General features: G+C 58.6%; 8 protein-coding genes. 6 read left to right on the top strand and 2 right to left on the bottom strand.

Annotated features, from left to right (window positions below):
• Both BFV97_RS17195 and BFV97_RS17190 read right to left on the bottom strand, forming a co-directional pair.
• Positions 1-345, bottom strand: a 345-nt coding sequence (locus BFV97_RS17195) for a disulfide bond formation protein B (protein ID WP_069301621.1), incomplete at its 3' end; no start/stop codon positions are given.
• Positions 342-881, bottom strand: a complete 540-nt coding sequence (locus BFV97_RS17190) for an SCO family protein (protein ID WP_245667798.1) — start codon at positions 879-881, stop codon at positions 342-344. The genes BFV97_RS17190 and BFV97_RS17195, both read right to left, overlap by 4 nt.
• Before the next feature lie 247 nt (positions 882-1,128).
• Between BFV97_RS17190 and BFV97_RS17185 the strand changes: the two genes are divergently transcribed.
• From BFV97_RS17185 to BFV97_RS17160, 6 genes are all read left to right on the top strand, one after another.
• On the top strand, positions 1,129-1,557 hold the full coding sequence (locus tag BFV97_RS17185) for a MerR family transcriptional regulator (protein ID WP_024099356.1): 429 nt from the start codon (positions 1,129-1,131) through the stop codon (positions 1,555-1,557).
• The gene (locus tag BFV97_RS17180) at positions 1,524-1,880 is read left to right on the top strand and encodes a YnfA family protein (RefSeq protein ID WP_069301619.1); all 357 of its coding nucleotides are present in this window, start codon (positions 1,524-1,526) and stop codon (positions 1,878-1,880) included. Before BFV97_RS17185 ends, BFV97_RS17180 begins: the two co-directional genes overlap by 34 nt.
• 113 nt (positions 1,881-1,993) lie before the next feature.
• Positions 1,994-2,611 (top strand): cation efflux transmembrane domain-containing protein, encoded by a 618-nt coding sequence (locus BFV97_RS17175; RefSeq protein WP_069301618.1) that lies wholly within the window; start codon positions 1,994-1,996, stop codon positions 2,609-2,611.
• 86 nt (positions 2,612-2,697) lie between these two features.
• Positions 2,698-3,468 (top strand): transglutaminase-like domain-containing protein, encoded by a 771-nt coding sequence (locus tag BFV97_RS17170; RefSeq protein WP_069301617.1) that lies wholly within the window; start codon positions 2,698-2,700, stop codon positions 3,466-3,468.
• On the top strand, positions 3,458-4,366 hold the full coding sequence (locus BFV97_RS17165; protein ID WP_069301616.1) for a cation diffusion facilitator family transporter: 909 nt from the start codon (positions 3,458-3,460) through the stop codon (positions 4,364-4,366). Before BFV97_RS17170 ends, BFV97_RS17165 begins: the two co-directional genes overlap by 11 nt.
• On the top strand, positions 4,359-4,916 hold the full coding sequence (locus BFV97_RS17160) for a methyltransferase family protein (protein WP_069301622.1): 558 nt from the start codon (positions 4,359-4,361) through the stop codon (positions 4,914-4,916). The genes BFV97_RS17165 and BFV97_RS17160 overlap by 8 nt, the downstream gene beginning before the upstream one ends.
• The last annotated feature ends 22 nt before the right edge of the window (positions 4,917-4,938 follow it).

Genomic DNA, 4,938 nt, shown 5'->3' with positions numbered 1-4,938 from the left:
GTCATCGGTGCAGGATGGCCCGGACGCCGTGCAGGGGACGATCGGCGCCGGCACGATCCCTGCGTAAAGCAGGGAATGGTAAAGGGCGACGGCACCACCCAGAACCGCGAGCGGCGCGGCATAGCGCCAGATCGAGAGGTCGGCGCGCCACGCCGCCACCCCGAGGATGACCGCGAGCGGAAACATGAAGGCACGCTGGAACCAGCACAGATTGCAGGGGGTCTGCCCCAGAACCTCTCCGATGAAGAGCACGGCAAGCGACGCGGACAAGGCGACGAACCATGCCGCGAAGAGGAAAGCTACCGGGCTCGCGGCGCGTGGCGTTGCGTCTGGGCCAGCTGTCACGCGCCGATCCTTTCGCGAAGATCAGTAACGATCAGTCCGGGTTCCTCGTCGTATTCGTAGATGCGGACAAATTCGCCTTCCGGATCGAAGAGAAGGAAGGACGACGTATGCCCCATCGTATAGCCGTCGGGCGCCGAGGCTTCCTTGATCTTCTGGTAGTAGATCTTGAAGGTCTCGGCAGTGCGTTCGATTTGGTCCGGCGGTCCGCTCAACCCAAGGATTCCCTGACCAAACTGGGGAACGTAGTTGGCCAGTGCGCTTGGCGTATCCCTTTCAGGGTCGACCGTGATGAACAGGGGCTGGACGGCGGAACCTTGGGTGCCGAGCTCGTCCATGACCTGCGCGATGGTTGCGAGCCCCATGGGACACACGTCGGGGCAGTTCGCAAATCCGAAAAAGACGAGCATCCAGCGCCCTCGGAAATCCTCGTCGGTCTGCACCATACCGGTATGGTCCGTCAGCTCAAAATCCGCAGTGAAACTCTCGGCCTCAGGATCAACACGCGCGGCGACCGGTCCCTGATTGCGTTCAGTCATCCAAAGCGTGGCTGACACCGCCGCAGCGACAACCACTGCCGACCAGAGAACTATCCGGACCTTCTTCATTGCTTGCGCTACCCACCTGTTCAGTTTGTCTGTGCGCGGGATACAAGCTACAGCAGATAGAGGTTCAAGCGAAAAGTTACTTTTTGTTGTCCGAAGTCACACCAAAGTGAAACCTTTGTCTTTTCAATGGAGTTGGCTCTTCAGTAAGCTACAGTGTTTGTAGATTGAAGGATCGCACATGCTGGCAATTGGAACACTCTCGCGGAGAACCGGAACCAAGGTTCAGACGATCCGCTACTACGAAGAAATCGGTTTGATGAACGAGGCCGGAAGGACCGCAGGCGGCCAGCGCCGGTACTTTGAAAAGGACCTCGACCGGCTGGCTTTCATCCGGCACTCACGCCAGCTCGGATTTTCGCTCGACTCCATCCGGGAGCTGCTGGACCTCTCGGACAACCCGTCCCAATCCTGCGCGGAGGCGGATTCGATCGCGCGTCGGCAACTCCACCAAGTCGAACAGCGGATCAAGCGTCTGCAAGCGCTTAAGAAGGAATTGAAACGCATGGTCGCCGAGTGCGACGGTGACAGCGTTGCGGAGTGCAAGGTTCTGGAGGTCCTTCGAGACCATGCGGAATGTCTCACCGAGCACGACGAGATTGGGGCTTGAACGCCGCAATTGCCTATCCGCTGGCTGCTGTCGCGGAGATCAGCGGGTGTTTCGCCATCTGGGCGTGGTGGCGTCTTGGGGCATCACCGCTCTGGCTCGCACCCGGCATAATCGCGCTCGCGCTTTTCGGCTGGTTGCTGGCGCAGGTCGAAACCAGCGCAGCGGGCCGCGCTTTCGCAGCCTATGGCGGCATCTACATCGGGGCCTCCATACTCTGGATGTGGTTCGTCGAGGGCCAGCGACCTGACAGGTGGGACTTCATAGGGACGTCCATCTGTTTGATCGGTGCCGCGATTATTCTTTCGGTGCCCAGAGGGACGTAAATAAGCTATTCTGGATCTACAGTCGCTAGAGGTTCTATATATCTTTTTGACAGCTGCATCAGAAGAGGGCGTTTCTGCCCCCTCTCTTAGAAATCGGAAGGTTTGCCAGTTCGATGGTCGAAAGCAAATTCAGCGGGAAGAATGAAAAAGAGCGCCAGACGCTCTGGATTGTTCTCGGTCTCAATCTCGCAATCGCTGCGGGGTTCTTCGCCACGGGAGCCATCGGCGATTCCAGCGCCCTGATCGCCAATGGTCTCGACAACACATCCGACAGTCTCGTCTATGGCATCAGCCTTCTGGCCTTGTCCCGGTCGTCGAAGTGGAAGCGGGGTGCCGCGAACGTATCCGGCGGATTGCTTCTGATCTTTGCGGTTGGCATTCTGATTGACGCTTGGCGGCGCTATGTCGGCGGTTCCGAACCGCTCGGAGCGTTGATGATTGCGATGTCGCTGATCGCCGCCGTCGTCAATCTCGCCTGCATCTGGCTGCTCGGGCGACTGAAGGAACCGGACGTGAACATCCGGGCCGCCAACACCTTCAGCCTCAACGATTTCGCATCGAACGGCGGCATCCTGATTGCGGGCGGTCTCGTTTGGTGGTTGGGCAGCAACTGGCCCGACCTCGTTGTCGGGGTCGCGGTGGCTGGCATCGCGGCGTGGGGCGGCATAGGCATCCTGCGGGACGCGCATGACGAGCATCACAAGGCAGTTCACAATCACCAACCAGAATAGTCTCTCGCGTCGCGACAAGATAAAGGTTGAAGCTACAGTGACTGTAGAAACTATCATCTCTGCATAGTTGATTCTAGGAAACGCTCATGACCCCTGTTGACCCGCTGATTTCGTCCACGCCACTCTTGGATTTCAAGCATCCTTCACTTGCCACTCTGATCGCCGACCGGGGGTGGGGAACCTTGCCGCTGCATGATCGAATTGGTGCAATCTACGACTTCGTGCGAAACGAAATCGACTTTGGCTATAACCGCGCCGACGACATTCCTGCCTCCGAAGTACTCGAAGACGGGTATGGACAATGCAACACGAAGGGAACCCTGCTGATGGCGCTTCTACGCGCTGTCGGCGTAAGATGTCGCTTGCACGGGTTCACAATCCACAAAGCTTTGCAACGGGGCGTCGTGCCTGAACTGATCTATCCGATCGCACCCGCAGAAATCCTCCACTCATGGATCGAGGTCGAGACCGAGGCAGGATGGGTCGATCTTGAGGGCTTCATCCTCGACACATCCTTCCTGTTGGCCTTGCAACGGTCGTTTCCCGGGACTCAGTCCCTATGCGGCTACGGTGCCGGGACCGACTGCTTGAGCGCACCGCCAGTCGGATGGACGGGGGAGAGTACATATATCCAGAAGACCGGCATCGCCCGCGATTTTGGAACACTCGATAATCCTGACATGTTTTATGAGCACCATCGTCAGGCGTTAGGCCCGCTGCGCGACTGGATCTATCGGCACCTCATTCGCCATTGGATGAATGCCCGCGTCAGGGCGATCCGCGCTGGTCGTTTGCCAAGCGTTCCAGGGCTCAGCCGGCCAAACCACGGCCATGAGGAGGCTTCTCGTGCCGCATGATTATGCCCATATGGAGCCTAAAGAAGGCGACCGGCGGGTTGCCATTGCCATCTGGGCAAACGGCCTCCTGACGGTCGCGCAGATTGTCGGAGGGATACTTTCCGGCAGCTTGGCGCTGATCGCGGATGCCATCCATAACTTCTCCGACATGGCGTCGCTCGTCATCGCATTCGGCGCGCGCAAGATCGCGCGCCGCCCTGCCGATGCGAAAATGACCTTCGGATATGGCAGGGTCGAGATCGTCGCCGCGCTTATCAATTATACCTCGCTGATCATCATCGGCCTTTATCTGGTCTATGAGGGCGCGATGCGGTTTGTTGATCCGCCCGAAGTCGCGGGTTGGACCGTGGTCATCCTGGGCAGTGTGGCGCTGTTCATCGATACCCTCACCGCGTGGCTGACCTATTCGATGCAGAAAGGCAGCGTGAACATCCGGGCGCTGTTCCTCCACAACCTCAGCGATGCGCTGGCGTCTGTGGCCGTGATCGTCGGTGGCGTTCTCATCCTGCTCTACGATATCCGCTGGGTTGATCCTGCGATCACCATCGGGATTGCTGCCTACATCCTCTGGCTCGCCTTCAGCGAGATAGGCGGCCCGATCCGCACCCTGATGCTGGGGAGCCCACCCGATATCGACACGGACAAGGTCATCGCAGCCGTGGAGGACGTGGACGGTGTCGAGGAAGTCCACCACGCGCATTTTTGGCAGATGCAGGAGCATCGTGCGGCGCTCGATACCCACGTCGTAATCGCCGAGGACCGCTGGGATGACCTCGAAAACATCAAGACGGCAATCAAGACCCGCCTCGACGAGGAATTCGGGATCGACCATTCAACGTTGGAGTTTGAACGCTCAGCAACCAAACATCAGGACGCAGACAGGTATGGTCATGGGTGACCTCAAAACCGTGTTTCTCGTCCTGGGTTGTGCGGCCAATCTGTTGCTGGTCGCGGGTATACTCTGGTCCATGTTCCAACCGGAGCGACGTGTCTGGCCGCCGATTCACTCTACAGGAGCCCACAAGATTGTCGTCTGGGGACTTACGTGCGTCGGCTTCGGATCTGCCATCGTTTTGGGTCTGCTAGAATGGGGTGAGCTCGACTTCCCATGGATCATACGTTGGGGTCTAGGGCTTTGTCTGATCGTTCTGGGCAATGCCGTTGTCTGGTCCGGTGTGATGCAACTTGGAATAGCGGTGACGAGTGGTGATGAAGGCGTTCTGCGGACCCGTGGCCTTTACCGCTTCTCCCGCAATCCTCAGTATGTGGCTGACATGGCGATCCTCATCGGGATCGGACTGCTCTCCGCCTCGATCCTCGCGTGGCCGGTGATTATCACCGGCGTTACTGCATTGGCACTCGCGCCCTTCGCTGAAGAGCGCTGGTTGATTGATCGCTACGGGGACCCATACCGAGGCTACCTCCGCACAACCCGCAGGTTTCTCTGACAGCATAAGGACAGCTGATCTC

Source organism: Neptunicoccus sediminis, from assembly GCF_001719615.1.
Lineage (GTDB): Bacteria > Pseudomonadota > Alphaproteobacteria > Rhodobacterales > Rhodobacteraceae > Amylibacter > Amylibacter sediminis.
The sequence above is the reverse complement of the archived record's forward strand: the minus strand, read 5'-3'. Positions and strand labels throughout refer to the sequence as shown.